Annotated in this window: 26 protein-coding genes; 11 read left to right on the forward strand and 15 right to left on the reverse strand. The window is 63.8% G+C overall.

Annotation, left to right across the window (positions count from 1 at the left end):
• Window positions 1-65: 65 nt before the first annotated feature.
• Window positions 66-893, reverse strand: a complete 828-nt coding sequence (locus tag ACLBXN_RS17360) for a hypothetical protein (protein ID WP_003059942.1) — start codon at window positions 891-893, stop codon at window positions 66-68.
• A 46-nt stretch (window positions 894-939) separates the two neighbouring features.
• Window positions 940-1,563 (reverse strand): tetratricopeptide repeat protein, encoded by a 624-nt coding sequence (locus ACLBXN_RS17365; protein WP_003059943.1) that lies wholly within the window; start codon window positions 1,561-1,563, stop codon window positions 940-942.
• A 205-nt stretch (window positions 1,564-1,768) separates the two neighbouring features.
• On the opposite strand from ACLBXN_RS17365, the gene ACLBXN_RS17370 reads away from it, so the two are divergent.
• A complete protein-coding gene (locus ACLBXN_RS17370) occupies window positions 1,769-2,521 on the forward strand; it encodes a class I SAM-dependent methyltransferase (RefSeq protein WP_447612955.1) in 753 nt (250 codons plus the stop codon).
• Window positions 2,522-2,527: 6 nt separating this feature from the next.
• On the opposite strand, the gene sorU is transcribed toward ACLBXN_RS17370, so the two are convergent.
• The 5 genes from sorU to ACLBXN_RS17395 form a co-directional block, all read right to left on the reverse strand.
• Window positions 2,528-2,863, reverse strand: coding sequence for a SorU family sulfite dehydrogenase c-type cytochrome subunit (sorU, locus tag ACLBXN_RS17375; RefSeq protein ID WP_019042914.1), 336 nt, complete (start codon window positions 2,861-2,863; stop codon window positions 2,528-2,530).
• 89 nt (window positions 2,864-2,952) lie between these two features.
• Window positions 2,953-4,164 (reverse strand): SorT family sulfite dehydrogenase catalytic subunit, encoded by a 1,212-nt coding sequence (gene sorT, locus ACLBXN_RS17380; protein ID WP_447612956.1) that lies wholly within the window; start codon window positions 4,162-4,164, stop codon window positions 2,953-2,955.
• A 36-nt stretch (window positions 4,165-4,200) separates the two neighbouring features.
• Complete coding sequence (locus ACLBXN_RS17385; RefSeq protein ID WP_003059950.1) at window positions 4,201-4,788, reverse strand: hypothetical protein; 588 nt, start codon at window positions 4,786-4,788, stop codon at window positions 4,201-4,203.
• Window positions 4,785-5,345: an RNA polymerase sigma factor gene (locus ACLBXN_RS17390; RefSeq protein WP_447612957.1), complete on the reverse strand. Its 561-nt coding sequence runs from the start codon at window positions 5,343-5,345 to the stop codon at window positions 4,785-4,787. Before ACLBXN_RS17390 ends, ACLBXN_RS17385 begins: the two co-directional genes overlap by 4 nt.
• A 101-nt stretch (window positions 5,346-5,446) precedes the next feature.
• Window positions 5,447-6,340, reverse strand: coding sequence for an AraC family transcriptional regulator (locus ACLBXN_RS17395; protein WP_447612958.1), 894 nt, complete (start codon window positions 6,338-6,340; stop codon window positions 5,447-5,449).
• 77 nt (window positions 6,341-6,417) lie between these two features.
• Here ACLBXN_RS17395 and ACLBXN_RS17400 point away from each other — a divergent pair, with 77 nt between their 5' ends.
• The 3 genes from ACLBXN_RS17400 (at window position 6,418) to ACLBXN_RS17410 (ending at window position 10,226) form a co-directional block, all read left to right on the forward strand.
• Window positions 6,418-7,695, forward strand: a complete 1,278-nt coding sequence (locus tag ACLBXN_RS17400; RefSeq protein ID WP_447612959.1) for an MFS transporter — start codon at window positions 6,418-6,420, stop codon at window positions 7,693-7,695.
• 215 nt (window positions 7,696-7,910) lie between these two features.
• Window positions 7,911-9,197 (forward strand): M20/M25/M40 family metallo-hydrolase, encoded by a 1,287-nt coding sequence (locus ACLBXN_RS17405; protein WP_447612960.1) that lies wholly within the window; start codon window positions 7,911-7,913, stop codon window positions 9,195-9,197.
• A gap of 255 nt (window positions 9,198-9,452) precedes the next feature.
• Window positions 9,453-10,226, forward strand: a complete 774-nt coding sequence (locus tag ACLBXN_RS17410) for a class II aldolase/adducin family protein (RefSeq protein WP_447612961.1) — start codon at window positions 9,453-9,455, stop codon at window positions 10,224-10,226.
• 64 nt (window positions 10,227-10,290) lie between these two features.
• Here the strand turns inward: ACLBXN_RS17410 and ACLBXN_RS17415 are convergent, their stop codons facing one another.
• The 6 genes from ACLBXN_RS17415 to mnmG form a co-directional block, all read right to left on the reverse strand.
• Window positions 10,291-11,220, reverse strand: coding sequence for a ParB/RepB/Spo0J family partition protein (locus tag ACLBXN_RS17415; protein WP_043003264.1), 930 nt, complete (start codon window positions 11,218-11,220; stop codon window positions 10,291-10,293).
• A gap of 15 nt (window positions 11,221-11,235) precedes the next feature.
• Complete coding sequence (locus ACLBXN_RS17420; RefSeq protein ID WP_179627304.1) at window positions 11,236-11,784, reverse strand: alpha/beta hydrolase; 549 nt, start codon at window positions 11,782-11,784, stop codon at window positions 11,236-11,238.
• Window positions 11,785-11,836: 52 nt separating this feature from the next.
• A complete protein-coding gene (locus ACLBXN_RS17425; RefSeq protein ID WP_003059963.1) occupies window positions 11,837-12,607 on the reverse strand; it encodes a ParA family protein in 771 nt (256 codons plus the stop codon).
• 12 nt (window positions 12,608-12,619) lie between these two features.
• Window positions 12,620-13,231 carry a LysE family translocator gene (locus ACLBXN_RS17430; RefSeq protein ID WP_407714718.1) on the reverse strand — a complete coding sequence of 204 codons (612 nt, stop codon included), beginning with the start codon at window positions 13,229-13,231 and terminating at the stop codon, window positions 12,620-12,622.
• A 144-nt stretch (window positions 13,232-13,375) separates the two neighbouring features.
• Window positions 13,376-14,038 carry a 16S rRNA (guanine(527)-N(7))-methyltransferase RsmG gene (rsmG, locus tag ACLBXN_RS17435; RefSeq protein ID WP_447612962.1) on the reverse strand — a complete coding sequence of 221 codons (663 nt, stop codon included), beginning with the start codon at window positions 14,036-14,038 and terminating at the stop codon, window positions 13,376-13,378.
• Window positions 14,035-15,999: a tRNA uridine-5-carboxymethylaminomethyl(34) synthesis enzyme MnmG gene (mnmG, locus tag ACLBXN_RS17440; protein WP_447612963.1), complete on the reverse strand. Its 1,965-nt coding sequence runs from the start codon at window positions 15,997-15,999 to the stop codon at window positions 14,035-14,037. The genes rsmG and mnmG overlap by 4 nt, the downstream gene beginning before the upstream one ends.
• A gap of 219 nt (window positions 16,000-16,218) precedes the next feature.
• Here mnmG and ACLBXN_RS17445 point away from each other — a divergent pair, with 219 nt between their 5' ends.
• The 3 genes from ACLBXN_RS17445 to ACLBXN_RS17455 all read left to right on the forward strand — a co-directional run bounded on the left by ACLBXN_RS17445 (window position 16,219) and on the right by ACLBXN_RS17455 (window position 18,734).
• Window positions 16,219-16,830 (forward strand): NADPH-dependent FMN reductase, encoded by a 612-nt coding sequence (locus ACLBXN_RS17445; RefSeq protein ID WP_447612964.1) that lies wholly within the window; start codon window positions 16,219-16,221, stop codon window positions 16,828-16,830.
• 108 nt (window positions 16,831-16,938) lie between these two features.
• Complete coding sequence (gstA, locus tag ACLBXN_RS17450; RefSeq protein WP_211458148.1) at window positions 16,939-17,547, forward strand: glutathione transferase GstA; 609 nt, start codon at window positions 16,939-16,941, stop codon at window positions 17,545-17,547.
• 68 nt (window positions 17,548-17,615) lie between these two features.
• Complete coding sequence (locus tag ACLBXN_RS17455) at window positions 17,616-18,734, forward strand: alkene reductase (protein ID WP_447612965.1); 1,119 nt, start codon at window positions 17,616-17,618, stop codon at window positions 18,732-18,734.
• Window positions 18,735-18,870: 136 nt separating this feature from the next.
• Here the strand turns inward: ACLBXN_RS17455 and ACLBXN_RS17460 are convergent, their stop codons facing one another.
• Window positions 18,871-20,559 carry a methyl-accepting chemotaxis protein gene (locus tag ACLBXN_RS17460; RefSeq protein WP_447612966.1) on the reverse strand — a complete coding sequence of 563 codons (1,689 nt, stop codon included), beginning with the start codon at window positions 20,557-20,559 and terminating at the stop codon, window positions 18,871-18,873.
• A 273-nt stretch (window positions 20,560-20,832) separates the two neighbouring features.
• On the opposite strand from ACLBXN_RS17460, the gene ACLBXN_RS17465 reads away from it, so the two are divergent.
• From ACLBXN_RS17465 to ACLBXN_RS17475, 3 genes are all read left to right on the forward strand, one after another.
• Window positions 20,833-21,027 carry a heavy-metal-associated domain-containing protein gene (locus ACLBXN_RS17465; RefSeq protein WP_003059978.1) on the forward strand — a complete coding sequence of 65 codons (195 nt, stop codon included), beginning with the start codon at window positions 20,833-20,835 and terminating at the stop codon, window positions 21,025-21,027.
• Between the two features lie 75 nt (window positions 21,028-21,102).
• Entirely contained in the window at window positions 21,103-21,597 is a 495-nt protein-coding gene (cueR, locus tag ACLBXN_RS17470) for a Cu(I)-responsive transcriptional regulator (protein ID WP_211458151.1), read from the forward strand.
• A gap of 179 nt (window positions 21,598-21,776) precedes the next feature.
• On the forward strand, window positions 21,777-22,964 hold the full coding sequence (locus tag ACLBXN_RS17475; protein ID WP_447612967.1) for an acetyl-CoA C-acyltransferase family protein: 1,188 nt from the start codon (window positions 21,777-21,779) through the stop codon (window positions 22,962-22,964).
• A 163-nt stretch (window positions 22,965-23,127) separates the two neighbouring features.
• Here ACLBXN_RS17475 and ACLBXN_RS17480 read toward each other — a convergent pair whose 3' ends face one another.
• Window positions 23,128-24,165 (reverse strand): recombination-associated protein RdgC, encoded by a 1,038-nt coding sequence (locus ACLBXN_RS17480; protein WP_447612968.1) that lies wholly within the window; start codon window positions 24,163-24,165, stop codon window positions 23,128-23,130.
• Between the two features lie 262 nt (window positions 24,166-24,427).
• Between ACLBXN_RS17480 and ACLBXN_RS17485 the strand changes: the two genes are divergently transcribed.
• Window positions 24,428-24,960, forward strand: a 533-nt coding sequence (locus ACLBXN_RS17485; RefSeq protein WP_447612969.1) for a Spy/CpxP family protein refolding chaperone, incomplete at its 3' end; no start/stop codon positions are given.

A 24,960-nucleotide genomic window follows, 5' to 3' on the forward strand; every position in this document is an offset into this window, starting at 1 on the left:
AAGTGCGCCAACCATGAAAAAAGGGCCTGCAGTTGCAGGCCCTTTTCTGTTCTCGGATCGACGCTTTACTTGCCGACCTTGAGCTGACCGCCGCGACCCAGGCCGCCCTTGACTTCCTGCGCCTTGTAGTTGCGCAGCGAGATCACCATATTGTTGTAGGCGTCCATGAAGGCAGCCACGGTGGCCTTGCCTTCGGGTGTGCGCGAGAAGCCGCCAAGACCGCCGCCCACGCCGCCGCCGAAGGCACCCAGTGCAGCGCCGAAGTTGGTCGCCGTGGAGTTGCCTTCGGAGATGGAGATCTGCACGCCCGAACGGATGTCGAACATGCTCAGCGTCACCACCGAAGCCTTGCTCTGCATGGCGCCGCCGATCAGCGTGCCCACGTTGCCGAACAGACCGCCCACGCCGGCAGCCAGCTGGCCGGTGGCATCGTTGTCGATGATGATGGAGGGCTCCATGTAGTAGTCAGCGGCCACGCGCTGGCCCTTTTGCTGCCTGGAGCCGGCACGGAATTCGCCCGAATTGCGCTGCTTGTCGGTGATCGCCGACATCTTGCTTTCAGTGCGGTTGTTGCCCACCGAGGTGATCACAAAGCAGTTGGACTGCTGCACGGCCAGGCGGATCAGAGGCTCGATGGTGGTGATCTTGGTGGCCGCGCCGAAGCTCGCATACCACTCCTTGCCGCGACCGTCGTCCACGGCCAGCGTGCCCAGAGGCGCGTCGCAACGCTCGAGAGAAGCGTTGGCATTCACGCTGGTGGCGCCGCCCGCTGCGCCGGTGGCAGCCGTGGGAGCCGTGCCGGTGGAAATGGTGCCGCCGCCGGGGGTCACGCAACCGCCCAGTGCCAGGGCCGATGCGATGGCTGCCAGACGCAGCGTTGTCTTCTTGGACATAGAGATGCTTTCTACAAATGAAAAATGTTGAGGCGCTCGACGCGCTTCAGCGGTAATACCAGCCCGACGAGCCCCACACCAGGTAGTAGGGCGCGCTCACGTACCAGCGATTCCAGGACTTGCGTTCGTCCTCGATGGCCTGATAGCGAGCATGAGCATTCTGTTTGGCGGCCTGCGCCTGGGGCAGCAGAGACTTGGCTTCCTTGAAGCCCTTGGCGGCGGCGCGCGACAGCCAGGCCTCGGCTTCGGCGGGGTCCGGACCCATTTCTTCAAAGCCCAGCAGATACAGGCGGCCGAGCGCGAACTGGGCCGGGCCATGACCGGCATCGCCGGCCTTGCGCATCCACTCGATGGCCTGATAGCTGTTGCGCTCCACGCCGTCGCCGCGCAGATAGCGCAGACCCAGGTCGTAGGCCGCGCGAGGATCGGCCTGGGTTTTCTGCAGATCGGCTTCGGCCCTTTGCACCAGGGCCGCCTGGCGGCGTTCAGCTTCCGGATTGACCGGCTCGCCACGGAAGGTCGCGACATTGCGCGGCAGCTCGGAGCAGTTGTTGCCTTCGCACAGACGCACCGTAGGCGACGCAGGTGCCAGCTGATCCTGCGGCGTCTGTGCCGCGCATGCCGTCAGCGCAAGAGCTGCCAATGAAAGGCTTGGTAGAGCCAGGCGCATGAATCACTCCTCTTGATTTTCCGCCGGTGAAAGCCGAAAAGTATACATAAGCAAAAAATGGTAATTTTTACGGCGAGATGAACGCCCGCATACCCCTCCTTGGGGGGGTAATTTGCACAATATACAAGTGGCGATGCAGTGAGTACTTGCGTTGCATCACCCGGTCGCACACCTGCATAAGATCCTTCACAAAATTAACAATCTGATGGAAAACAAATCGTCTTTCCTGGTATGGCCTCTGCCTGCGCTGCTGACGTGGCTGCTGGCCTGGGTCGCCTTCTTTGCGCTCGGCCATATCGTCGTCTGGTGGCTGGCCTTGCTGCTGGCGGGTGCCGCCAGCTCGGCCGCCAGTCTCTGGGGCAACAGCTGGTGGCGCCGCCTGCTGATTGCCGCAGGCTTTCCGCTGTCGTTTCTGGTGCTCAGCGCCAGCCAGCTGCCCGCATGGGGATGGTTGCTGCCGCTGGCCTTGCTGTTGCTGATCTACCCGCTCAATGCCTGGCGCGATGCTCCCGTCTTTCCGACGCCATTGCATGCGCTCAAAGGATTGGCAAAGGTCGTGAGGCTGCCCGACCAGGCACAGGTGCTGGATGCCGGCTGCGGCATGGGCGACGGCCTGCGCGCGCTGCGCAGCGAGCTGCCGCAGACCCGTCTCCAGGGCCTGGAGTGGAGCTGGCCGCTGGTGATTGCCAGCGCCCTGCGCTGCCCCTGGGCACGCGTGCGGCGGGGCGATATCTGGCTGGCCGACTGGAGCGGCTATCAGCTGGTCTATCTGTTCCAGCGGCCCGAGAGCATGGGCCGCGCCGCCGTCAAGGCCGCCACCGAGATGCAGCCCGGCAGCTGGCTGGTCAGCCTGGACTTCCAGCTGCCCGGCGTGGAAGCGACGGCCTGCCTGCAAGGCAATAGCCGCCACAAGGTCTGGATCTACGCCATGCCGCTGGATGGCGCAGAACGCGGCTGAACCGCTTTATTTGGCTGCGCCGCTGGCCTTGCTCACATAGAGAGCAACAGCAGCGATGTCGGCTTCGCTCATCGTGGCCTTGAAGGAGGGCATGGCACCGATGCCATCCTTCAGGGCACGTGCCACACGGGCTGCATCGGGCTGCAGCTCGTCCAGCACGGGGCCGATGGCACCTTCGGCTCCGGCATCCTTGAGGGTATGGCACACCGCGCAGGCAGGGACGGCAGCCGTGGTGAACAGCTCTTTGCCGCGCGCCATCTGGGCGGCCTGATCGGCATGGGCGGCAGTGCCTGCCAGGATGGTCAGCAAGAGGGCAGCGAGGGTGGGTTTTGTCTTCATCATTGTTCTTGGGGAAATGCGATGCATCGTGGTTTGGATAGCCATGGCCGGGCCCCTTCTTCGGCGCCTGGCATGGGCAGCGAGTGCGGCGCTCAGGCCACGGTGACGGTGACCGCGTGGTCGGCCCAGCTGGTGTTGTTGTAGCCGCTCTGGTTTTCACCACGCGTCTCGGGCTGCACATTGCCCCTGACGTCGGTTGCGCGACTGGCCAGCTGGTAGGTGCCCTTGGGCAGCTGGGCCGGGAGCACGAACTGACGCCAGGCATAGCGGCCCATATCGGGGCCCACCAGACGGGCCTGCTTCCAGCTCTTGCCGCCGTCGATGGAGACCTCCACCCCCTTGATGGCATGCATGCCGCCAAAGGCCACGCCCTGAATCTGTACTAGCCCAGCGGCCCGGTTTCCGTCTTCGGGAATGGGGCTGTTGATCCAGGACTTGACGCTCATCTCCTGCACCGACGGCTGGCTGGGATCGCCCTTGCTGCCCGGAGGCGAGATGCGGTAGCCGTGCGACATGATGTGCGCTTCGCTTTCATTGGCAGTAAAGGCCAGCTGCTTGATGTACTTGATGTTGTTCACGCCGGTGTAGCCCGGCACGATCAGGCGCAGCGGTCCGCCATGGGCCAGTGGCACGGGCTCACCGTTCATCTCCCAGGCCAGCAGCGCGTCTTCCATGGCCGACAGGGGCACGGAGCGCTCCACCAGCACGCTCTTGGGGTCCAGGCCTGCAGGCAGTACCTCGCCGCCCGTACCCGTCATGTAGAGCATGCCGCCGGCCACGCCACCCAGGGCCTTGACCACATCGCGCACGGGCACACCGCTCCAGACCACGCAGCCTGCAGCGCCCACGGTCCATTGCGTGCCGCTGGGCTTGGAGGGGAAGAAGCCACGGCCGTTGCCCGAGCATTGCAGCACCATGGTCACGGTCTCCAGTCCCATGGTCTTGAGTTCACGCAGGCTCAGTTGACGAGGCCGGTTCACGCCATCGATCTGCACCGCCCATGCATCGCGGTCGGCCACGATGCTCTCGGGCGGCGTCGGCAGGTTGTTGCGCACATAGAGCTGGCTGGTGGGAGTGACCACGCTGGAGCCAAACGCGCTGCGCCGGGTCTCGATGGTGGTGGAGCTGTGCACGATCACGGCATCGGCATTCTTGAAGCCGGCATAGCCGGGCAGAGGCTTGGCGGCAGGCGCAGCTGCCTGTGCCACGGCCTGGCCCTGGAAGCTGGCCAGACCGGCCGCAGCCAGTGCACTGGCGCTACCCGCGAGCAGGCGACGACGCGGCAGGGATGTGGGTTGTTGCATGATGTCTCCTCGTTGTTTGTGGTGAATAGATCCGGTTCAGCCATCGACTTTCTCGGGGGCTCCCAGGGCGCGTGATGCCACGGCCAGAGCCTGTTTCTTCTGCGCAATCAGCACCAGCGGGCGGCCTTCGCGCGAGCGCACCACCTGCCAGTAGCTGTTGGCCCACCAGCCCTGGCCGTCTGCAATCCGCTGGGGCTGCTCGAAGGCCAGCACGGTGACGATGCCGCCTTTCTCGAAAAAGGTGGTCAGGTGATAGGCGCGGCTGCCGTCGATGTCGCAGGGCCGCATGAGCTGGGTGTAGCCGGGCAGCTTGCGGTCGGCGGGCCAGTCCATGTGCCGGGCCATCTCGGCCTCGGCGATGAACTGGCCGCGCAGCGTGCGCTCGTAGTACTCATGCTCGATGGCCGAGCGCACCATCTGCGGCGGACGCAGGCCGAGCACGCTGCCCCACGCGGCGCTGCCGAGGATCGCTGCCGCACACAATGCCTGCAGCCCACGGCGGGCATACCAGGGCGTGTGGCGCAGCAAATGGGCCGGCGGCTCGCCGGGCTCGAAGGCCAGCGCCAGCTCGGCACGGGCGCGCAGGTCGAAATCGGTGTCTTCGGGGCGGTCTTGGTGTTTCATGGTGCGCGCTTTCTCAGCGGTATCACGCTGGCAGCAGCGCAAGATTCGATGGCGGCCCCGGCGGGATGGCGCGCCGGCTCCTGCAGCACCGTCTTGAGCGCTTCACGGGCCCGCGCCAGGCGCGAGAGCACGGTGCCCGGTGCAATATCCAGCGCCTCGGCCATCTGGGCCGTGGGCATGTCGTCAAAGTAGTACAGCACCAGCACTTCGCGATGGATGGGGGCAATGCGGCTCAGCGCCTTGACCACGTCCAGTTGCACATCGAGTGCCTCATGGTGATTCACGCCCTGCTCACAGGATTCTTCCAGCGGCTGAGCCTGCAGCTGCCCGGGATCGAAATGCCTGAAGGCATGACGGCGCATGATCTGGAACAGCCATGCCCGGGCCATGCTCTGGTCGCGCAGCTGGTTGCGAAAACGCCAGGCGCTGGTGAAGCAGTCCTGCACCACATCCTCGGCCGTGGCGCGCGAGCCCGTCAGTGCCCAGGCACTGCGCAGCAAGAAGCGGTAATGCTCGCGCACCCACTGGTTGTAGCGCGACTCGGCAGAGAAGATCATGGTGATAAAGAGCGCTGGCCTGCTGCTTTCATTCCATGCCGCCGCAAAAATTTTTCGCAGGCCCCCAGAGACGGGAAGAGAAGACCCGCAGCGCTGTCAAATCAATCGCTGGCAGCCGTGACCTTGGTGTGCATGCCGAAGAACTGCGCCGGCGGCATGCCGACGGTGCGGCGCACCATCGCGCTGAAGGCGCTGGGGCTGTAGTCCAGCTCGGCCGCAATGCGCTGAATCGGCCAGTTGCGCGCCGCCAGACTGACGGCATGGGCCAGCACCACCTGCTGACGCCACTGGGTAAAACTGCATTCCAGCTGCTGGCGAAACAGCCGCGCCACGGTGCGCGGGCTGGCCCCGGTATCGCGTGCCCAGTCCTCCAGCGTCTCGTTGCGCGTCGGGTCGGCCAGCACGGCCTCGCACAGCAGGCGCAGGCGCTTGTCCTGGGGCAGGTTCACGCCGAGCTGCACAGCGCTGGCGCGGCGCAGCTCCTCAAGCAGCAGCTCACTCAGATGGTGCTCGCGCGCCCTGTCCTGCTCGGACAGCTGCAGGCTGTCATCGGGCAGGGTGGGCAGCTCTCGCACCACGGCACGCAGCAGGTCCGAAGCATTGAGCACCCGACATTGACGCCAGACAGCCTCCTGCTCGGGCCCGACATCGGGGCCGCAATGCCCATGAGACTGGAAGAAGTAAAGCGTGCGCAAATCGGCGCTTTCCACCATGGTCACCGTATGCTCCATGCCAGGCGGCACCCACAGCGCACGCGACGGCGGCACGATATAGGTGCCCTGCGCCACCGTCAGGCGGATGGTGCCCGTGGTGGAGATCGCCAGCTGCCCCCAGGGATGACGGTGGGGCCTGACCTGGGTGTCTGCCTCCAGCCAGCGACATTTGGCGCGTACCGGGCGCTGAGCCGTGGGTATGTAGAGATGGGGCGTCAGCGTCTCCACATAGGCGGAGGCCTTGCCTGCACGCAGGGGTCCGGAGTCTTGGAGGCTGGGCATATGGATTGGCTGGTTTGCGATAGCAATTGGCAGACTATCGCATACAAGACGAGACCGCTCTGCCTAAGATGCGATATATGAACCGCCCTGCCTCCACAACATCCCAAAACCAGGCGCCAGAGACACTGCGCAGTGATGCGCGCACCATCGGCCTCATCGGCCTGGCCCATGGCTCGTCGCACTTCTTCCACCTGCTGCTGCCGCCGCTGTTCCCCTGGCTGATCCAGGAATTCGGCTACAGCTATGCCGAGCTCAGCGTCATGGTCTCGCTGTTCTTCATCGTCTCCGGCACCGGCCAGGCGCTGGCCGGCTTTGCGGTGGACCGCTTTGGTGCCCGTCCCATCCTGTTTGCCGCCCTCGGCAGCTTTGTCGTGGCCGGCCTGATTGCGAGCACGGCACAGGGCTACAGCATGCTGCTGGCCGCAGCCTTTTTTGCGGGCCTGGGCAATGCGCCTTTCCACCCCGTGGACTTCACCATCCTCAACAAGCGCGTGTCGCAGCAGCGCATAGGCCATGCGTTCTCGGTGCACGGCCTGTCGGGCAATATCGGCTGGGCGCTGGCGCCGCTGTTCATGGCCGGCATCACCACGGCCACGGGCTCCTGGCGTCTGGCCTGCCTGTGCGGCGCCATCTGTGCCGCCATGGTGCTGGCCATCATGGTCTTCAACCGCGACGCACTCGACGACCGTGCCGAAGCCGCCGGCGCGGCCGCCAAGCCCGCCGCCGGCGCCGTTGCCGCCCCCCAGGAACACCCCATGGCCTTCATGAAGCTGCCATCGGTGTGGCTGTGCTTTTCCTTCTTCTTCTGGAGCACCTGCGCGCTCAGCGCCATCCAGAGCTTTGCCAGCCCGGCCCTGCAATCCATGTACGGTCTGCCGCTGTCCGTGACGGCGCTGATCGTCACCGGCTATATGCTGTGCGGCGCTGCGGGCATGGTGGTGGGCGGCTTTCTGGTCGGCCGCGTGCAGCGGCTGGAGAAGGTGATCTCCATCTGCATGCTGGGCTCTGGCCTGCTGCTGTTTGTCGTCGGCACGGGCTGGCTGCCCGGCATGGCGGCCGTGATCGTGGCGTCCATCGCCGGTCTGGGCACGGGCCTGGCCGGCCCCTCGCGCGACATGCTGATCAAGCGCGCAGCGCCCCCCGGCGCCACGGGCCGCGTCTACGGCACGGTGTATTCCGGCCTGGATCTGGGCTTTTGCCTGGCCGCGCCGGTCTTCGGCTACATGCTGGACCACCAGATGACGAACGCCGTGTTCTACGGCTCGGCGATTGCGCTGGTGCTGTCCGTGGTCTCGGCCGTCATCGTCGGCGACGGCGTGAGCAAGAAGACCAAGGCCCATCTGGCCGCGGCCTGAGCCGCAGGCGCAACCCACCAAGCCCTGCCTGCGCAAGCTGCAGGGCTTTTTTGTTGCCGCGAGAAATCAAGTTACCCTGGTATTTATCCCTAGTCCCTCAGCGCTGAGGCCGCAAACACGGCTGCTAAGCTGAATTCCCTGAGCGGTGCATCACGCCGCCTTTCCTGCCGTGGCCCTATCCGGGAGCGGCCCGCCCCCCCTCAAGGAGAATTTCTATGCGTTGGAACACGCCCTCTGCCCCTTTGCTGCGCGCCCTGCCCCTGGCCCTGGTGTTGGCCTTCGGCTCTGCCCAGGCTGCCCCTCAGGCCGAATGGCTGGAGCATGCAAAAAAGGAGCAGCAGCCCTACCTGGATACGCTGCGCGATCTGGTGCATATCGAGTCCGGCAGCAAGGATGTGGCGGGCGTGAAGAAGATTGCCGAATACATTGCCGGCAAGCTGCGCGCCCAGGGCGGCAAGGTCGAGATCATCGAGCCCAGCGACATCTACCGCCTCGATGACACGCCCGAGAAGGTCGGCCCCATGGTGCATGCCGAATTCAAGGGCAAGGGTAGCAGTCGCATCATGCTGATCGCGCATATGGACACCGTCTATCTGCCCGGCATGCTCAAGGACCAGCCCTTCCGCGTCGACGGCGACAAGGCCTATGGCCTGGGCATTGCCGACGACAAGCAGGGCGTGGCCCTGATCATGCATATCGTGCCCCTGCTCAAGAAGCTGGGCATCGAGGACTACGGCACGCTGACCGTGCTGATCAACGGCGACGAGGAAATCAGCTCGCCCGGCGCACGCAGCACCATCACCCGCCTGGGGGCCGAGCAGGACGCCGTGTTCAGCTTTGAAGGCGGCGGCACCGACGGCAGCCTGCGCCTGGCCACCAGCGGCATCGGCGCCGCCTACCTCAAGGTCACGGGCAAGGCATCGCATGCGGGCGCCAAGCCCGAGGACGGCGTGAATGCGCTGTACGAACTGTCGCACCAGCTGCTGCAGATGAAGGATCTGTCCCAGCCCCAGGACGGCCTCAAGCTCAACTGGACGGTGTCCAAGGCCGGCACCAACCGCAATGTGGTTCCCGCCGAAGCCACGGCCCAGGCCGATGCCCGCGCGCTGCGCGTGGCCGACTTCACGGCGCTGGAAAAAGCCATGCAGGACAAGATCGGCAGCAAGCTGCTCCCCGCCAGCAAGGTGGAGCTGAAGTTCGAGGTGCGCCGCCCGCCGCTGGAAGCCAATACCACGGCGCGCAAGCTGGCCGCCCACGCCCAGGGCATTTATGAGCAGGAGCTGAAGCTGCCCATGAAGGTCATGGACAAGGCCACGGGCGGCGGCACGGATGCGGCTTTTGCGGCCCTGAAGGCCAAGGGCGGCGTGATCGAGGGCTTCGGCCTGTCAGGCTATGGCGCGCATTCCAACGATGCCGAATACGTGCAGATCAACACCATCGTACCGCGCCTGTATCTGGCCGCCCGCATGATCCAGGACCTGTCGCGCGGCCAGATCAAGTAAGCGCTTTTGATAGCTGCTTTCGCATGATCTGCTTCGGTTTAAGTACAAAAGCGATCTGAAAATCAACAGGAGCTTGCGCTGCAAGCTCCTGTTTTTTTATGCTCCGGACCCGGGCCAACACCCGCCATGGGCATTGCCACCGCGCCTGATCCGAACCCGCCTCGCCCGAGTTTCCAGAGTTCTGTCGCCTAGCCAACAGACTGCCGGCACACGAGTGTCTACATTCATCGGATCAACGATGAAGGAGAGTCGCCCGTGAGCCAAGAACCCTTGAACATCCCCAGCGTCCGGCATCTGGTCAGCCCCGAGGAATGGCAGTTGCGCGTGGACCTTGCCGCCTGCTACCGGCTGGTGGCGCTGTACGGCTGGAGCGATCTGGTCTTCACCCACATCAGCGCGCGGCTGCCGGGCCCCGGGCATCACTTTCTCATCAACCCCTACGGGCTGATGTTTGACGAGATCACGGCCTCTTCGCTGATCAAGGTGGACCTGGGCTGCAACAAGCTCATGGACTCGCCCTTCCCCGTGAACCCGGCCGGCTTCGTCATCCACAGCGCCGTGCACGAGGCCCGCGCCGATGCGCAATGCGTGATCCACACCCACACGCGTGCCGGCGTGGCCGTGGCGGCCCAGAAGAACGGTCTGCTGCCCATCAGCCAGCAGAGCACCTTTGTCCTGGGGTCCCTGGCCTATCACGTCTACGAGGGCGTGGCCTTTCGCGAGGACGAGAAGCCGCGTCTGCTGGCCGACATGGGCGAGGCCAACTTCCTCATGCTGCGCAACCACGGTCTGCTGACCTGCGGCCCCACGATTGCCGATGCCTTTCTGTCCATGTACGTCTTCGAGTCCGCCTGCCAGATCCAGATCGCGGCCCAGTCCGGCGGCACCGAACTCACCGAGGTCAACCCGCAGATTCTGCAGGGCATCGCCCATGCCATGAAGGTGCAGACCGGCGGAATGGGCGGCCAGTTTGCCTGGCCTGCCCTGCTGCGCAAGCTCGAACGAATCGACCCCGGCTACCGCAGCTGAACGCTGCGCGCGCACAAAAAAAGAGCATCTGTGGATGCTCTTTTCGCTTGCTTGGGCCCAAGAATCAGACTTCGCCGCGCAGCTTTTCGATGAGGCCGTTGAGCTCCTCCAGCGAGCCAAACTGGATGGCGATCTCGCCCATTTCCTGCTGCTTGCCGTGGCGGCGCACGGTCTTCTTGATGCGCACCTCGACATCGGCGGTGAGCAGGTCGGACAGCTCTTCCTCGATGCGTTTCACGTCGCGCGACTTGCCATCTTTCTTGGCCTTCTGGCGCGTCAGATTGAACTCGGCACCGATCTTCTTGACCAGCGACTCGGCCTCACGCACCGACATCTTCTTGGCCGCGATCTGGTTGCCTGCCGTGATCTGGGTGGCCCGGTCCAGCGTCAGCAGCGCCCGTGCATGGCCCATGTCGATATCGCCGGCCATCAGCATGGTCTGCACGGGCTCGGCCAGATTCAGCAGGCGCAGCAGATTGGTGGCAGCACTGCGCGAGCGGCCCACGGCCTGCGCGGTCTGCTCGTGGGTCAGGCCGAACTCCTTGACCAGACGGGCCAGACCCTGCGCCTCTTCCAGCGGATTCAGGTCTTCGCGCTGAATGTTCTCGATCAGTGCCATGGCCGCTGCCGCCTCGTCGGGCACCTCGCGCACCAGCACCGGCACCTCGGACAGACCCGCGATATGCGCGGCACGGAAGCGCCGCTCGCCAGCAATGATTTCGTACTTGCCGGCGTTGTCGCCCCGGGAGAGCTGGCGCACCAGAATCGGCTGCATGATGCCCTGGGCCTTGATGCTCTCGGCCAGCTCGTACAAGGCGCCTTCGTCCATGCGGGTGCGCGGCTGGTACTGGCCGGCCACCATCACATTGAGTGCCAGGGAGCTCGGCAGATTGGCCTGAGACCCGCTCGCGGCGACCTGCTCTGCTTCGCTGACCTTGGGGCCCAGCAGGGCTTCCAGACCACGTCCCAGGCCCTTGGGTTTCTTAGTCACCATTGCTGAATTCTTTCTTTAAAGGGAGAGCAGCAGCTCATGCCCGGCTTCCCATAGTCCCAGTCCGCTGGCCGTGTTGATATGGCCTGCGGCACCCGCATTCACAAAACGGCTGCCCCAGCCCTGTGCCATGGTCTGTGCGCGTGCTACCGAGCAGTTGGGGTCGTTCTCGCTGCCCACCAGTATCGACGGGAAGGGCAGCTTTTGCAGCAGCACAGGCGACCAGCCGGGCAAAGCGCCGCGCAGGCTTTCCTGCTCCGTATCACCGGGGGCCACCAGCAGAGCGCCGCGCACCTTGGTTTTCGCAACCTGAGAATGCGCCGCCCACCATGCCACCAGAATACAGCCCAGGCTGTGCGCCACCAGCGTCACGGGGGCAGGAGCGTCGAGCACGGTTTCCTGCAGGCGAATGCTCCAGTCCCCACGCAGCGGATGCTGCCAGCTGTGCTGCTCCAGTCGCTGGTAGCCGTACCGGTCCTGCCACAGACTCTGCCAGTGGCCAGGGTCGGAGTTCTGCCAGCCGGGAAGCAGCCAGACATGCTGCGGGTTCAGTGCTTCAGAGGTCATGGTCGTTAAAGATGGCTGGATGGGAGACTGGGAGCTGTTTCACGTGAAACACTCACATTTTCTTGATGCGGCGCACCATCTCTTCGGCGAACTCGACAAAGGCCTTGCTGCCCTTGGCCGAGGCATCGAATACCACGCCGGGCAGGCCGTAGCTGGGTGCTTCGGCCAGGCGCACATTGCGCGGGATCACGGTATCGAACACCTTGTCGCCGAAATGCTCCTTGAGCTGGTCGCTGACCTGTTGCTGCAGCGTGGTGCGCGGATCGAACATCACGCGCAACAGACCGATGATCTGCAGGTCGGGGTTCATATTGGCATGCACCTGCTTGATGGTGTTGACCAGATCGGTCAAGCCTTCCAGCGCAAAGTACTCGCACTGCATGGGAACGATCACGCCATGCGCCGAGCACAGACCGTTCAGGGTCAGCATGGACAGCGAAGGCGGGCAGTCGATCAGCACGAAGTCGTAGTCGGCAGCCACGGCCTGCAGAGCGGTCTTGAGACGCTCGTTACGACGCTCCAGCGAGACCAGCTCGATCTCGGCGCCCGACAGCTCACGGTTGGCGCCCAGCACGTCATAGCCGACCTGCTCGGACTTCTGGGCTACTTCCTTGACGCTGGCGTTTTCCAGCAACACGTCGTAGACCGTCAACTCCAGCGCGCGCTTGTCCACGCCGGAGCCCATGGTGGCATTGCCCTGCGGGTCCAGGTCGATCAGCAGCACGCGCTGGCCGACCTTGGCCAGACCGGCGGCAAGATTGACCGTGGTCGTGGTCTTGCCCACTCCACCCTTTTGATTGGCAACGCAGAAAATTTTGGCCATTGAACTTCTCTTTTAGTTGGCGGCCAGCTTGAGGCCAAAACCGATCAGAAACACACCGGCTGTTTTTTCCAGCCACTTCACCACGGCCGGATTGGCACGCAGACGCTCTGCCAGCACCGTGGTCAGCGTCACCACGATGACGCTGTAGATAAAGGTAATTGCCGCCACCGTGGCAGCCATCACGCCAAAGGTGATGGCGCCCTGATGCCGGGCCGGGTCCACGAACATGGGGAAGAATGCCATGTAGAACACGATGGCCTTGGGGTTCATCAGGGTGATCAGAGCACCCTGGCGGAAATACTGGCGCGGCTGGATTTCAATGGCCGGCGCATCGCCAGGCTTGGCCGTGAGCAGCTTGTAGCCCAGCCAGGCCAGATAGGCCGCCCCCACCCACTGCACGGCGTGAAAGGCCGCCGGATAGGCGGCCAGCACCGCTGCCACACCGGCCACGGCCAGCCACATCAGCACCTGATCGGCAGCCATCACACCCAGGCAGCATGCAAGGCCCGCTCTCCATCCGCCCTTGCCCGTGGAGGTAATCAAGGCCAGATTGCCTGGTCCAGGGATCAGCAAGAAAACGGTAACGGCGGCTGCGAAAGCGCCGTAATCAGAGATGCCAAACATTCAAACCCTGCGCGATGGAAAACAGCAAGTTTATGCGAGGGCCATGACCGGCGCATCTGCATTGCGCAGATGTTGCCTGACACAGTATGTAAAAAGGCACTTTGCTCCCCTTGGAAACAAAGTGCCTCGGCCGAGCTTTACCGCTCAAGAAGCCAGCTTCAACCAGATGACGCAGCGCTCGGCGTCCAGGCCGGGCACGGCCAAAGGTTCCACGTGAAACACCTTCACATCGGCGGGCAAGGCGGCAATCTCGTCGTCGGGGTGCTTGCCCTTCATGGCAAACCAGATGCCGTCCTCGGCCAGAGCCTTGCGCGACCAGGTAGTGAAATCCACCAAGGACGCAAAGGCGCGGCAGCTGATGACCGGATAGCGGGTCTTGAGGTTTTCCACCCGATCATGAATGCCGCGCAGATTGGGCAGGCGCAAGGCTGCCGCCACCTGCTGGATGAATGCGGCCTTCTTGCCCACGGTATCCACGCAGTTCACATCGATCTGCGGGCAGCAGATGGCAAACACCACGCCGGGCAGACCTCCGCCCGAGCCCACGTCCAGCAGCGGCAGGCGCTTGCCCTCTTCCACCGGCTGGCGGTTCACATGCCGAAGCAAGGCGGGCACGGCAGCCAGGCTGTCGAGCAGGTGATGTGTCAGCATCTCCTGGGGATCACGCACCGACGTGAGGTTGTAGACCTTGTTCCACTTCTGCAGCAGATCCATGAAGGACATCAGCAGATCGATCTGGGCCGGGGCCAGTTCCAGCTGCAATGCCTGGACGCCCTGCTCCAGCTGGGTACGCAAAACCTGGCTCATGCGGAAGCCTCTTCGTTCTGAGTGGTGAAGCCCTTGAAGCCGCCTTTTTTCAGATGCACCATGAGCAGCGAGATCGCCGCCGGCGTCACCCCCGAAATACGCGAAGCCTGACCCAGGGTTTCGGGCCTGTGCTTTTGCAGCTTCTGGCGCACCTCGAAGGACAGCGCTGCCACCTGCATATAGTCGAAGTCCAACGGCAGACGCAGACGCTCGAAATGGGCTGCGCGTTCGACTTCATCCTTCTGGCGGTCGATATAGCCCGAGTACTTGGCGGCGATCTCCACCTGCTCGATCACCGGGGCACTGAGCTCACCCAGAGCCTCGGGCTGCACATCGGCACTGGCGTACTTGCCCTGGTTCATGCCCATGAGCTTGTCGTAATCGACTCCGGGGCGACGCAGCAGGTCGAACAGGTTGTATTCGCGTTCCATGGCCTTGCCCAGCACACGCTCGGACTCTTCTGCAGCAACCACACGCGGATTCACCCAGGTGGACTTGAGGCGCTCTGTTTCACGTGAAACAGCATCGCGCTTGCGGCTGAAGGAATCCCAGCGCACATCGTCGACCAGGCCCATCTGGCGACCCGCTTCGGTCAGGCGCATATCGGCATTGTCTTCACGCAGCTGCAGGCGGAACTCGGCGCGGCTGGTGAACATGCGGTAGGGCTCGGTCACGCCCTTGGTGATCAGATCGTCGACCAGCACGCCCAGATAGGCCTCGTCACGGCGCGGCATCCAGGGGCCTTCGCCACGGCACTGCAGTGCTGCGTTCAGGCCAGCGAACAGACCCTGGGCTGCTGCCTCCTCGTAGCCGGTCGTGCCATTGATCTGACCAGCAAAGAACAGACCCTGGATCTGCTTGGTCTCGAAGCTGCTCTTGAGCGAGCGCGGATCGAAGTAGTCGTACTCGATGGCATAGCCGGGGCGCAGGATATGGGCGTTCTCCAGCCCCTTCATGCTGCGCACCAGTTCGTACTGAATGTCGAACGGCAGGCTGGTGGAGATGCCGTTGGGGTAGAACTCGTGCGTGGTCAGGCCTTCGGGCTCAAGGAAGATCTGGTGGCTTTCCTTGTCCGCGAAGCGGTTGATCTTGTCTTCCACGCTGGGGCAGTAACGCGGACCCACACCCTCGATCTTGCCGGTGAACATGGGACTGCGGTCAAAGCCGCTGCGGATGATCTCGTGCGTGCGCGCATTGGTGTGCGTGATCCAGCAAGGCATTTGCCGGGGATGCATCGCACGGTTGCCCATGAAGCTGAACACGGGCACTTCACCCTCGTTCACGCCGCCGGGCATGCCGTCGCCAGGTTGCTCCTCGCACTGGCTGAAGTCGATGCTGCGGCCGTCGATGCGCGGCGGCGTGCCGGTCTTCAGACGGCCCTGAGGCAGCTGGAGCTCCTTCAGGCGTGCCGACAGGCTCACGGCCGGTGGATCGCCCGCACGGCCAGCCGCATAGTTGTTCAGGCCCACGTGGATCTTGCCGTCGAGGAAGGTACCCGCGGTCAGCACCACGGTGCGGCTGCGGAACTTGAGGCCCACCTGGGTGACGGCACCGACCACGCGGTCGCCCTCCACCATCAGATCATCCACGGCCTGCTGGAAGAGCCAGAGATTGGGCTGGTTTTCCAGCATCTCGCGAATCGCGGCCTTGTACAGAATGCGGTCGGCCTGGGCACGCGTGGCACGCACGGCCGGGCCCTTGGAGCTGTTCAAGATGCGGAACTGGATGCCGCCCTTGTCGGTTGCCAGGGCCATGGCACCGCCCAGGGCATCGACCTCCTTGACCAGGTGACCCTTGCCGATGCCGCCGATGCTGGGGTTGCAGCTCATCTGCCCCAGGGTTTCGATATTGTGGGTCAGCAGCAATGTCTTGCTGCCCATGCGTGCAGCGGCCAACGCGGCCTCGGTGCCGGCGTGGCCGCCACCGACCACGATCACGTCAAATTCCTGTGGGTACAACATATTTCTGCTCCGGGCCAAGCCCGGCCCTAGCCCCTGCACGAGGCAACCATGCCTCGGCTCTCATGGCAGGCGGACATGTTTTCGCGCCATGTCCAGCCCTGCGGGGAACCTGCAATTTTCCCACCATTGGCGCAACAATGCCTTGGCAGGGGGGTTTCACGTGAAACATGGCAGCCAGAGCCACGGCCTAGATGTTTGCCCTGATGGCCCTGCCTACGCATGAAAAATGCAATCGCTCTGTGCTGCAATGACTGCATGCAAATCCTCATTTTTGCGGGCAGTACCCGCCAAGACTCGTACAACCGCAAGCTGGCCAAGGTGGCCGCCTCCATCGCCCGGCAGCGAGGTGCAGAGCCCAGCCTGCTGGAGTTGTCGGACTACGACATCCCGCTCTATAACGCCGACCTCGAAGCGCAGGGCACGCCTGCCGATGTCATTCGCCTCAAGCAGGCCATGCACAGCCATGCGGCCTGGATTGTCTGCAGCCCCGAGTACAACGGCAGCTACCCTGCCCTGCTCAAGAACGCGATCGACTGGGCCTCCAGCCCGGTCAAGGGCGACGCACAGTGGTCCGATGGCGTTCTGCCCTTTCGCAACAAGGTCGTCGGCATGGCCAGTGCCTCGCCCGGAGGTCTTGGTGGCCTGAGAGCACAGTCACATCTCGCTGCGCTGCTATTGAATCTGGAATGCTGGGTCGCGCCGCGCAGCCATGCCGTGAGCCAGGCAGGCGAGGCCTTCGATGCCCAGGGCCATCTGGTGCGCACACAGAACCAGCAAGGCATGGAGGCACTGGTGCAGCAGGTGCTGTGGGCCGCAACACGCCTGGGCTGAGCAATCCCCCACGGATACGGACTACTTGCTGTCGGCGGCGTATGCACATGACATGCAACCGGTTTAGCATGGGCGCTTGTCTTTTCATTGCATAGAGAGCCACTCACCATGAAGCTTTACTACAGCCCCGGCGCCTGCTCCCTGTCTCCGCACATCGTGCTGCACGAAGCAGAGCTGCAGCATGAAACCGTGATGGTCAGCACCAAGAGCCACAAGCTCCAGGATGGAACCGATTACTACGGCATCAATCCGCTGGGCTATGTGCCCTTTCTGGTGCTGGACAACGGCGACACCCTGCACGAAGGTCCGGCCATTGTTCAGTACCTGGCCGACCTGGCTCCCGAGAAAAACCTGGCGCCCGCCAACGGCACCGTGGCCCGCTACCACCTGCAGGAATGGCTGAACTTCATCGGCACCGAGGTGCACAAGGGCTTCGGCCCCTTGTTCAACCCGGCAACGCCTGAAGACTACAAGCCCTTGGCGCGCGCCAATCTGCTCAAGCGCCTGAGCTGGGTCAACGAACAGCTCGCCAACAAGACCTATCTGATGGGCGATCAGTTCACCGTGGCCGATGCCTACTTTTTCACGGTCACCGGATGGGCCCAGTTTGTGGGCCTGGACATCTCCGAACTCCAGCATATTCAGGCCTACCGCGAGCGCATTCTGGCCCGTCCCGCCGTGCAGGCCGCCATGAAGGCAGAAGGCTTGCTGAAGTAAGTTTTTTGACACCCATGCACACTCAAAAGCTCGGTACCCACCGAGCTTTTTTTCATCTGGAGTTCTGCATGACCTCATTGTTCGACCCGATTGAAGCGGGCAGTCTGCACCTGCCCAACCGCATTGCCATGGCCCCGCTGACGCGCAACCGTGCGCCCGACGCAGTCCCCACGCCGCTGATGCAGACCTACTACGTCCAGCGCGCCTCTGCCGGGCTGCTGATCAGCGAAGGCACGGCCATCAGCCACCAGGGACAGGGCTATGCCGATGTACCCGGTCTCTATGGTCAGGAGCAGCTGCAGGCCTGGAAGAAAGTCACCGATGCCGTGCATGCCAAGGGCGGGCGTATCGTCACCCAGCTCTGGCATGTGGGCCGCATCTCCCATACCGTGCTGCAACCCGACCTGCAGGCACCGGTCGCACCCTCGGCGCTGACGGCCCGCTCCAAGACCTTTGTGATCGACCGCGAGACGGGACAAGGCCAGTTCGTCGCCACCTCGGCGCCGCGCGCCCTCGAGCAGCAGGAGCTGCCGGAGATTGTTTACAGCTTCGCCACCGCCGCACGCGAGGCCGTGCAGTCGGCTGGCTTCGATGGCGTGGAACTTCATGCAGCCAACGGCTATCTGCTCGACCAGTTCCTCAAGACCGGCACCAACCAGCGCAGCGACGACTACGGCGGCAGCATCGAAAACCGGGCCCGCCTGGTGCTGGAATGCGTGCGCGCTGTGGCCGATGCCATCGGTGCCGGCAAGGTCGGCATCCGCATCTCTCCGGTCACGCCGGCCAACGACATCGTGGACGCGGACCCGCAGGCGCTGTTCGAGTATCTGGTGCGCCAGCTCGCGCCGCTGGGCCTGTCCTATATCCACGTGATCGAAGGCGCAACAGGCGGTCCGCGCGAGCTCGCAGATCGCCCCTTCGACTATCAGGCACTCAAGCAGGCCTATCGCTCTGCGGGCGGCAAGGGAGCCTGGATGGTCAACAACGGCTATGACCGCGAGCTGGCCATGCGTGCCGTGGAGAGCGGCTATGCCGATGTCGTGGCCTTCGGCAAGGCCTATATCTCCAACCCCGACCTGGTGCGCCGCCTGCACGACGACCTGCCGCTCAATGCCTGGAACAGCGCACGCTTCTACGGGGGCGGCGCCGACGGCTATACCGACTACCCTGCACTCGCCAGCCAGTAAACGCCATCCATCCGGCTGCAGCCTTCTTCGATCGCGCCGGCAGCCATTGCGTGAAAAACAAAAAGCCCGGTGCATCGCTGCAACCGGGCTTTTTTGACGGCGCAAGCCGCTTAGAACGCGCTTACGTTCTAAAGGCTCAGGCCTGTTCGAGCAACTGCTGCTTCTGGCCGGGCAAGGCCGCCTGGGCGGAAGCCAGTGCCGCCGGCGCCATGCCGGGATGTGCCGCAGCTCTGGGGCTGCGCTGGGCGGCATGCACCGCGCCGCCGGCCAGCTTGAACTGGCTGACCAGCTGGGCCAGTCGCGCCGCCTGCTCGCGCAGGGACTCTGCGGCGGCAGCCGACTCTTCCACCAGGGCCGCGTTCTGCTGGGTCATGCGGTCGATGTCGCCCACCGCCTGGTTGACCTGACTGATGCCCAGCGACTGCTCGCTGGATGCCGCGGTGATCTCGCCGATGATGTCGCCCACACGCTGTGCGCTGTCCACGGTCTCCTGCATGGCCTTGCCGGCGCTTTCCACCTGACGCGCGCCCACATCCACGGTCTGCACGCTGGTGTTGATCAGCGACTTGATCTCGTTGGCGGCCTGGGCCGAACGCTGGGCCAGGCTGCGCACTTCGGCCGCCACCACGGCGAAGCCGCGTCCCTGCTCGCCCGCACGGGCTGCTTCCACGGCCGCATTCAGCGCCAGGATATTCGTCTGGAAGGCGATGGAATCGATCAGGCCGATGATGTCGCCGATCTTGCGGCTGGAGGCCGAGATCTCCTGCATGCTGTTGACGGCCTGGCCGACGATCTCGCCGCCCTGCACGGCCGTCGAAGAGGCCGAGGCTGCCAGTTGGTTGGCCAGCTGCGACGACGATGCGGTCTGCTGCACCGTGGCCGTCAGCTGGGCCAGCGAGGCGACGGTTTCCTGCAGATTGCTGGCCGTCTGTTCGGTACGCGCCGAAAGGTCCTGGTTGCCCGTGGCAATTTCCTGGCTGGCCGTTGCGATGTTGCCGCTTGCATCGCGCACCTGGGCCACCGTGGTGCCCAGCGACTGCTGCATCTGATCCAGCGCGCGCTGCAGATCCGTCAGCTCGTCCTTGCCGCTGACCTCGGCCTTGAGCGACAGATCGCCGCCGGCAATCGTCAGTGCCATCTGGCGGGCCACTTCAAGCGGACGGCAGATGGACAGCATATTGAGCAGGGTCAGCGGAATCACCACCACCAGCGCCAGGATCACGGCCACCACAAACATCCAGCGTGTCTGGTCGGCCACGTCGCGCTCGGCCGCAGCCAGTGCGTCGGCCTGCTCGCGCAGCAGCTTGTCCAGTTGCGCCAGCAGCTTGTCGGCCTCCATGACTTCGGCCAGGGCCTTGCCGCTCATGCGGTTGGCCGTCGTCGCCGAGTCATAGCCGCCGGCTTCGAGCTGACGCGCAATGGGCTCGAACAGCTTGCGATAGCTGTCGAGGTGGCCAATGATGCTCTTGGTCAGCTGCGCATCCTGCGCGTTCTGGTCGGTCACGAACTTGCCCAGCGTCGCCTTGGACTTGTCGATGTTCATGACCCATTGCTGATAGGCCTTGCGCACCTCTTCAGGCTTTTCGTACTGGATGACCATGTCCTTCTCGCTGGAGCGGATGCCGCCCAGCTCGGTGCGCAGCTGCGCCATATGGCCCGATTTGACAAAGGCGTTGCTCAGAAACTCCTGGCTCATGTCCTGGATGCGGAACATGCCCAGCATCCCGGCGCCCCCCAGCAAGCCCAGCAACACCATCACCACACCAATGGCGCCCATCATGCGCGTGCGGATGGTGAAGCCCCGCATCATTTCCAACAGACTCATGAATCTCTCTCCACTTTGAACGACTGGCATTGTCGGGCCAGAACTTGCAAATTGTTTCAGATTGTCACCGACACCGAGAAAAACCCGTGACTGCGATGCCCAAGCCATGGCGATCTGCAAGATGACAACGTCTTATCGGCAGACTTTGCGGCTTATCAACCCTGCCCGGACCCAAGTCTTGTCAAAGGCTTGACCTTGTCATGATGTTAGGGTTGACCATTCAAGGCATCGAGTCCGCCAGCCCGGTCGACTCACTTTCTGAAGGAGCCATCCATGCAACAAGTTTTTGAAGTTCAAGGCATGACCTGCGGCCACTGCGAGCGTGCCGTCAGCAACGCCATCCAGGGCGTCGATGCCCAGGCACAGATCAAGATCGACCGCGCAGCCAACCGCGTGGAAGTCGAAACCGGCGCCAGCCGCGAAGCCGTGGCAGCGGCCATTGCCGAAGAAGGCTACAAGGTCGCCTGAACGCTGCCCACCCACCGCGTCAGCACCTCACGCAAGGCATCAGGAGGCCGCTGGCGCGTTTTTTCAGGACTAGCCATGCCCAACCACCCACCGACACAAAAAATCGCTCAGAACTGGCCTGTCGTCATCGGCGAGGCCGCACGTCGCGCCGGGGTCTCTGCGCGCATGGTGCGTCACTACGAAGCACTGGGCCTGCTGCCGCCCGTGCACCGCACCGACAGCGGCTATCGCCAGTACACCGAAGCCGATGTGCACGCACTGCGCTTCATTCGCCGCGGGCGCGATCTGGGCTTTTCCATGGACGAGATCGCCACCCTGCTCGGCCTGTGGCAGGACCAGGGCCGCGCCAGCAGCCAGGTCAAGGCCATTGCGCAAAAGCACATCGCCACGCTGACCGAGCGCATTGCCGCCATGCAATCCATGCAGCGCACGCTGCAGACCCTGGTGCATTGCTGCCACGGCGATGACAGGCCGGACTGCCCCATCCTCGACGACCTGGCCAGCGCCGACACCGACCTGACGCCGGCGCATCATGAACCCACGGCGCCCCGGCGCAGGACTGCTGCCTGAGACGGCTTGCGGGTTTCACGTGAAACCCTCGTGGCCCGCGCAGGGCGGCGTCAACAACGAGACATGTTGCACTGCAGCAAATACTGCAGAATACTCTGTGCGATGAATGCGGTTGCTCTCATTCATCTTTTCAAATCATTCAAGCACAAGCATTGCCCATGCAATGCAGGAGACAAACCATGAGCACCAGAGACATCTTCGTTGTCAGCGCCGCGCGCACGGCCATCGGCACTTTTGGCGGCAGCCTCAAGGACGTTCCCAACGCCCAGCTGGCCACCACCGTGGTCAAGGCCGCCATTGCGCGTGCCGGCATCGCCGCCGACACCGTGGGCCATGTGGTGATGGGCAACGTCATCCCCACCGACACGCGCGACGCCTACCTGTCCCGCGTGGCGGCCGTGGATGCTGGCTGTTCCATCGAAACCCCTGCCTACAACGTCAACCGCCTGTGCGGCTCCGGCCTGCAGGCCATCGTCTCGGCGGCGCAATCCATTGCGCTGGGCGACTGCGAAGTGGCGATCGGCGCCGGCTCCGAATCCATGAGCCGCGGCCCCTACTTCGACACGGCCTCGCGCTGGGGCGCACGCATGGGCGATGCCAAGAGCATCGACTACATGCTGGGCATCCTGCACGATCCCTGGCAAAAAATGCACATGGGCATCACCGCTGAAAACGTGGCCGAACGCTACAAGATCAGCCGCGTGATGCAGGACGAACTGGCGGTCATCAGCCAGCAGCGCGCCGCTGCCGCCATCGAGGCCGGCCGCTTCAAGGAACAGATCGTTCCCGTGGAAATTGCCAGCCGCAAGGGCGTGGTGCTGTTCGACACCGACGAACATGTGCGCGCCGCCACCACGCTGGATACCCTTGCCGGCATGAAGCCCGCGTTCAAGAAGGAAGGCGGCACGGTCACCGCCGGCAATGCCTCCGGCATCAACGACGGCGCGGCCGCCGTGCTGATGATGAGCGAGCAGGCCCTGAAGTCTTCCGGCGCCAAGCCCATTGCCCGCCTGGTCGGCTACGCCCACGCAGGCGTCGATCCCGCATACATGGGCATCGGCCCGGTCCCCGCCACGCAGAAGGTGCTGGCACGCACCAGTCTGAAGATCGAGCAGATGGACGTGATTGAAGCCAACGAAGCCTTTGCCGCCCAGGCCTGCGCCGTGATTCAGGAGCTCGCACTGGACCCTGCCAAGGTCAACCCCAACGGCTCCGGCATCTCCCTGGGCCATCCCGTGGGTGCCACCGGCGCCATCATCACCACCAAGGCCTTGTACGAGCTGCAGCGCACCGGCGGCCGCTATGCGCTGGTGACCATGTGCATCGGCGGCGGCCAGGGTATCGCCGCGATTTTCGAGCGCGTCTGATACCGCGTTTCAGGGCACCGAAGAGCCCATGAAAAAGGCCTGCCAGATCACTCCGGCAGGCCTTTTTTTGATAGCTTCTAGCGCTTGCTGCTACTTGATTTCAGCATCATTAAATACTGAAATCCTTGATTGAAAAGCGCAAGCAGCTACATCATCCATAGCATCAGAACGGCGCCTCTTCAGGGGCCGTATCGGCGGGCGCGGTGGCCGGGCCGGTGAACGAGCCCTGCCCGCGTCCCTGTGCCAGACGCACGGGCAAAGTCTCTGCCGCAGGCGCCGACGACAGCGATGCCGGCAGGCCGTCGCCCAGACCCGTGCGCCCTTCCCCGCCCAGCGCCTCGATCAGATCGGGAATCAGACGCGACAGCTCGCCCGTGGCAATCGTCACATCGGTATCGAAACCGCCGTCATCCTGGGATTGGCCATCCATCACCGCATCGAGCAGCGCGATCTTCTTGATCTGCAGACCTTCGCTGAGCACAAAGCTCACGCGGTCATCCCATGTCATGGCCAGCTTGGTCGGCAGCTTGCCATGCTCGATATGCTGGCGCACCTCGTCGATGTCGAGCGGATGGCGTGCATAGCGCACCACGGCCTTGGACTCATCGGCAGCCTTGAGCTCGCACTCGCGGTCGATGGAAAAACCAGCGGGCGGCTCCTGCGTCATCAGCCAGTGCGCCATGGCGGCCTGCGGACTGGTCTGCGTATCCAGCAGCGCCAACGCAAAGCCCGGCAGACCTTCGACCAGCAGCGTCACGATCTCGTCGGCACGACCTTGCGCACTGGTATCGAGCACCAGCGTGCGCGCCTGCGGATCGATCCAGACCCACATGCTGCCCTGCTTGGTGAAGGCCATGGGCAGCAGGTCCAGCTTGGCCTCGTCCTTGAGCTCCTTCTTCTCCTTCTTGCCGGGCTTGCGGCCCTCGGTCTTTTCGATGTGCTCGGCCTTCTCGTTGACCTTGCGGTTGAGCACGCTGGCCGGCAGCATCTTGGACTCGCTCATGAAGCGCATCACCCATTGACCGGCCACGCTTTCCGCCAGCGGGCCATGGGGCTCGCCGCGCGGCGGCACCCAGCCCACGGAACGCTCCTGGGTCGCGCCGCACTCCTCAAACACCGTCTTTTGCAGCGCATCTTCCAGCAGCTGCAGATCGCCCTGCCAGCTCTCGGCAATGCGATAAACAATCATGTTCTTGAACATCAAAAACCTTTGCTAAACCTTCAATCGTCGCCAGCTCCAGCAGCTGGATCTCGCGGAAAAAAATCGGCCGCCAACGCAGCCCATGCATGCATTGTTGCGCAGTCGCAGCCACTCAAACTTATCAATACTTTACAGAGCGGCTGCAAAACCTCACGTCTCAGAAACATGGGGGGTCCACACTTCAGTCATCCGCTACCGAATGCCCATTCAGGAGCAAGACCAGGCGGCCACTTCTTCCACTTCCACAGAAAAGGAAACAGACATGACCCGCTTTCGCCAGACACTGACCGGCGCCGCCGTGGCAACCGCCCTGCTCGCCTCGCTGAGCCTGCCCAGCTTTGCCCAGACAGCTCCCGCAGAGCAGCCTGCAGCCGCCCAGAAAGCACCCGATTCGCACAAGCACCAGCGTGGTGACAAGCGCGGAGACCGCATGGAGCATATGAAGCAGCGCATGGAAAAACTCAAGGCCGACCTGAAGCTGACGCCTGCGCAGGAAGCCGCCTGGACCACCTACACCCAGGCCATGAAGCCCGGCGAACGCCCTGCCCGCGGCGACCGCGAAGCCTTTGCCAAGTTGACCACTCCCGAGCGCATCGACAAGATGCGTGAAATGCGCGGCAAGCACATGGCCGAGATGGACCGCCGCGCCGAAGCAACCAAGGCCTTCTACGCCCAGCTCAATGCCGAGCAGAAAAAGACCTTCGATGCAGCCACCCTGCGCATGCATCATCCGCACGGCCCCCATGGCCACCATGGCGGCAAACCCGGTCAGGAGCGCCCTGCAGCGCCTGCCCC

This window comes from Comamonas sp. C24C, from assembly GCF_053345995.1.

Excerpts from the sequence above, each read along its gene's own strand:
- ACLBXN_RS17370 (WP_447612955.1), top strand. The coding sequence starts at position 1,769 with ATGGAAAACAAATCGTCTTTCCTGGTATGGCCTCTGCCTGCGCTGCTG.
- ACLBXN_RS17400 (WP_447612959.1), top strand. The coding sequence starts at position 6,418 with ATGAACCGCCCTGCCTCCACAACATCCCAAAACCAGGCGCCAGAGACA.
- sorT (WP_447612956.1), bottom strand. The coding sequence starts at position 4,164 with ATGCAACAACCCACATCCCTGCCGCGTCGTCGCCTGCTCGCGGGTAGC.
- ACLBXN_RS17460 (WP_447612966.1), bottom strand. The coding sequence starts at position 20,559 with ATGAGTCTGTTGGAAATGATGCGGGGCTTCACCATCCGCACGCGCATG.
- ACLBXN_RS17385 (WP_003059950.1), bottom strand. The coding sequence starts at position 4,788 with ATGAAACACCAAGACCGCCCCGAAGACACCGATTTCGACCTGCGCGCC.
- ACLBXN_RS17415 (WP_043003264.1), bottom strand. The coding sequence starts at position 11,220 with ATGGTGACTAAGAAACCCAAGGGCCTGGGACGTGGTCTGGAAGCCCTG.
- sorU (WP_019042914.1), bottom strand. The coding sequence starts at position 2,863 with ATGATGAAGACAAAACCCACCCTCGCTGCCCTCTTGCTGACCATCCTG.
- ACLBXN_RS17445 (WP_447612964.1), top strand. The coding sequence starts at position 16,219 with ATGAAAAATGCAATCGCTCTGTGCTGCAATGACTGCATGCAAATCCTC.
- ACLBXN_RS17360 (WP_003059942.1), bottom strand. The coding sequence starts at position 893 with ATGTCCAAGAAGACAACGCTGCGTCTGGCAGCCATCGCATCGGCCCTG.
- ACLBXN_RS17425 (WP_003059963.1), bottom strand. The coding sequence starts at position 12,607 with ATGGCCAAAATTTTCTGCGTTGCCAATCAAAAGGGTGGAGTGGGCAAG.
- gstA (WP_211458148.1), top strand. The coding sequence starts at position 16,939 with ATGAAGCTTTACTACAGCCCCGGCGCCTGCTCCCTGTCTCCGCACATC.
- mnmG (WP_447612963.1), bottom strand. The coding sequence starts at position 15,999 with ATGTTGTACCCACAGGAATTTGACGTGATCGTGGTCGGTGGCGGCCAC.
- ACLBXN_RS17390 (WP_447612957.1), bottom strand. The coding sequence starts at position 5,345 with ATGATCTTCTCTGCCGAGTCGCGCTACAACCAGTGGGTGCGCGAGCAT.
- ACLBXN_RS17455 (WP_447612965.1), top strand. The coding sequence starts at position 17,616 with ATGACCTCATTGTTCGACCCGATTGAAGCGGGCAGTCTGCACCTGCCC.
- ACLBXN_RS17475 (WP_447612967.1), top strand. The coding sequence starts at position 21,777 with ATGAGCACCAGAGACATCTTCGTTGTCAGCGCCGCGCGCACGGCCATC.
- ACLBXN_RS17405 (WP_447612960.1), top strand. The coding sequence starts at position 7,911 with ATGCGTTGGAACACGCCCTCTGCCCCTTTGCTGCGCGCCCTGCCCCTG.
- ACLBXN_RS17365 (WP_003059943.1), bottom strand. The coding sequence starts at position 1,563 with ATGCGCCTGGCTCTACCAAGCCTTTCATTGGCAGCTCTTGCGCTGACG.
- cueR (WP_211458151.1), top strand. The coding sequence starts at position 21,103 with ATGCCCAACCACCCACCGACACAAAAAATCGCTCAGAACTGGCCTGTC.
- ACLBXN_RS17430 (WP_407714718.1), bottom strand. The coding sequence starts at position 13,231 with ATGTTTGGCATCTCTGATTACGGCGCTTTCGCAGCCGCCGTTACCGTT.
- ACLBXN_RS17420 (WP_179627304.1), bottom strand. The coding sequence starts at position 11,784 with ATGACCTCTGAAGCACTGAACCCGCAGCATGTCTGGCTGCTTCCCGGC.
- ACLBXN_RS17395 (WP_447612958.1), bottom strand. The coding sequence starts at position 6,340 with ATGCCCAGCCTCCAAGACTCCGGACCCCTGCGTGCAGGCAAGGCCTCC.
- ACLBXN_RS17465 (WP_003059978.1), top strand. The coding sequence starts at position 20,833 with ATGCAACAAGTTTTTGAAGTTCAAGGCATGACCTGCGGCCACTGCGAG.
- rsmG (WP_447612962.1), bottom strand. The coding sequence starts at position 14,038 with ATGAGCCAGGTTTTGCGTACCCAGCTGGAGCAGGGCGTCCAGGCATTG.
- ACLBXN_RS17480 (WP_447612968.1), bottom strand. The coding sequence starts at position 24,165 with ATGTTCAAGAACATGATTGTTTATCGCATTGCCGAGAGCTGGCAGGGC.